General features: G+C 46.6%; 2 protein-coding genes and 1 pseudogene. All 3 read left to right on the top strand.

Going from position 1 to position 2909, the window contains the following annotated elements; translation table 11 throughout:
- A partial coding sequence (locus tag ATC1_RS04225; protein WP_236688111.1) for an aspartate/glutamate racemase family protein occupies positions 1-372 on the top strand: 372 nt, incomplete at its 5' end.
- A gap of 56 nt (positions 373-428) precedes the next feature.
- Entirely contained in the window at positions 429-2570 is a 2142-nt protein-coding gene (locus ATC1_RS04230; RefSeq protein WP_062278676.1) for an acetate--CoA ligase family protein, read from the top strand.
- A gap of 32 nt (positions 2571-2602) precedes the next feature.
- Positions 2603-2909, top strand: a pseudogene (locus tag ATC1_RS04235) (aspartate carbamoyltransferase); the annotation flags it as partial.

Raw genomic sequence — 2909 nt, forward strand, 5'->3', positions numbered from 1 at the left:
ATCATGACCGGCATGAAACGCCGCGTACCCACGCGTGAATGGCACACCGCTTTCCGCGGATTGTCTCAGTCCTATGCTGCTTCACCGGTGTTGGGCATGTCCGTGCTGGAAATGGATGCCGATCCCGAAAAAGCGAAAGCCCGCATTATTGAGCTGGCTCGCAAAACTGTAGAAGAAGACCGCGCCGAAGTGATTGTGCTGGGTTGTGCCGGACTTGCCGGATATGCGGAGGATATCGAACGGGAATTGGGTGTGATCGTTCTGGATCCCAGCTCAGTGGCCCTGAAAGTCGCTGAAGCGCTGGTGGATTTGGGTCTGCATCATAGCAAAGCCGGTCGCTTTTCTTACCCTCCGGTTAAAGAAATTAAGTAAAGACATGCAAAGAGTCTTACTGTTAGAAAATTTTGTTGTATTCAACCAGGAAAAAAATGACTACTTCATTTCGTAATCTTCGTCCGATGCTGAATCCGAAAAATATCGCGATCATCGGGGCTTCCGAAAAACACGGAAGTGCCGGCCGGCTTGTTCTTGAAAACCTTCATTTTTTAGGATATCAGGGCGAAATATTTGCCATCAATCCAAAAAATGAGACCGTATTAGGCCATCCTTGCTACAAGGACTTAAAATCTGTCAATAAACCGATTGATATGGTTGCAATCTTGATCGGAGCCCCGCATGTCAAATCCATCTTGGAACAAATGAAGGAGCTGCAAATTCCGGCTTGCTGGTGTCTGGCGAGCGGATTCTCTGAATCAGGAGATGAAGGTAAAAAACTCCAAAAAGAAATTGCAGCTTTTTGTGAGGAGAATCACATCCTTCTTTGTGGTCCAAATTGTATTGGCGTTGCCAATATGACGGATAAATTCGCAGCATTCAGCGTCGCTATTAATCCCAATTTGCGGACAGGCGGTGTATCTGCAGTGATGCAGAGCGGTGCAATTCTGATGGGACTTGCCAATTCTGCCCGATTCGGATTTCGCTATTTGATATCTGCCGGAAATCAGGCAGTGTTAGATATTTCGGATTACATCGGTTATCTCGCAACCGATCCGGAAACAAAAGTGATCCTTGCTTTTGTCGAAGGTATCCCGAACGCGGAAAAATTTGTTGATGCTGTTCGTGCTGCCTTCCATGCCGGAAAACCAGTCCTGATGTTAAAGGTAGGACGGTCTGAAGGTGCACAACGGGCTGTGCAGGCGCATACCGGTTCTTTAGCTGGTTCTGATTCAGTTCTGGATGCAGTGCTCCAAAAAGAGGGTGTCATTCGTCTGAATTCTCTCGATGAATTGGTGCAGGCCGCTGAATTATTTGCTGTAGCGCCATTGCCGAAAACGGATGGCATCGGTTTGCTCAGTCTTTCCGGCGGTCAGATTGGATTGGTAGAGGACCTTTCTCAGGGAATGAATTTAAATTTCTCAAAATTGTCCGATGAGACGCTTGCTGCGCTGCATGAAATATTACCATCTTTCAGTACTGTATCAAATCCTGTTGACGCATGGGGGAACGGCGATCTGGAAAAAATGTATCCCGGTTGTGTAGCTGCAGTGGCATCACAATCTGACATCAGCCTGATTGCGATGTCCCGTGACACACCGCTGGGTGTCGCTGATCGTGAAATTGAACAATCTATGCGTATAGCTGAATCTGCTGTGCGAGTAAAAAATGAATTCAAAAAAGCCGTGTTGTTATTCTCGAATTTTTCTGGAAATTTTGATCCCAAGGTGGAAGAATTTTTGAGAAAAGAAGCGATTCCTTATCTTCAGGGAACTCAGGAAGCTTTACAGGCAATACAGGCATTTGAGAAATATGCTGCTTTCCGCAGAAAACCGGCGCCCGAAGCTGCAAAAAATCCAATAACGAGTGACAAACTTGCTGCATGGAAAAAACGATTTGAAACCACAACTGAACCGCTGGATGAGGTAGAAGGCCGTGCGCTTTTGGCAGATTATGGTATTGATGGACCGCATGAATCGGTTGCATCCACGAAAGAAGCCGCCGCTGATGTTGCTGAAAAAATTGGTTTCCCTGTGGTTTTGAAAATTCTATCACCCGATATTCGGCATAAAACAGAATGTGGCGGGGTGAAGATTGGTTTGAAAAACAGACAGGAAGTCAGCGATGCTTTTGATCAAATCATGAAATCAGCGCATGCTTACAAGCCAGAAGCTCGGTTGGAAGGCGTGATCGTTCAGGAAATGATTTCGCCGGATTCTGTGGAGGTCATTTTAGGAATTATGAATGATCCCACTTTCGGACCGGTCGTAGTTTTTGGTTCTGGCGGCATTTTGGTGGAACTGATGAAAGATTCCACCCTTGCCATTCCACCGTTTACGCGACAGGAAGCAGGCGAAATGATTAATCGCACACGTGGAAGCAAATTGTTGAAAGGTTTTCGTGGAAAACCGGCGGCTGATTTTGATGCTTTATGCGATGCGCTGGTTGGCCTCTCATTTCTGGCTGTTGATTTTGCTGATCATATCGCAGCGCTGGACATTAATCCTTTGATGGTTTTACCGAATGGCAAAGGTGTCCGGGCTGTGGATGTTTTAATGGAACGCACTTCTAAATAAGTTGCTCAATTGTTAACAAAAGGAGAAAAGAAATGACAACAACATTATATGGGAAAGACATACTGGATGTCCAATCGCTGACAGATGACGAAGTGCATCTGATCATGGAAACGGCAGCGCGATACGAGCGCGTGATGAAGTCCGGCGGACGGCTGTTGAACATGGACGGAAAAACCTTGGCGACACTGTTTTACGAACCATCGACACGAACGCGGCTGTCGTTTGAAACAGCGATGCTGCGATTGGGAGGGACGGTGTTGTCGGTAGCTGATGCGAAGACGTCCAGCTCCTCGAAAAAAGGAGAAACGATCTACGATACGGGGAAAATGATCGAAGGAT

The organism is Flexilinea flocculi, from assembly GCF_001192795.1.
Taxonomy (GTDB): Bacteria; Chloroflexota; Anaerolineae; order Anaerolineales; family Anaerolineaceae; genus Flexilinea; species Flexilinea flocculi.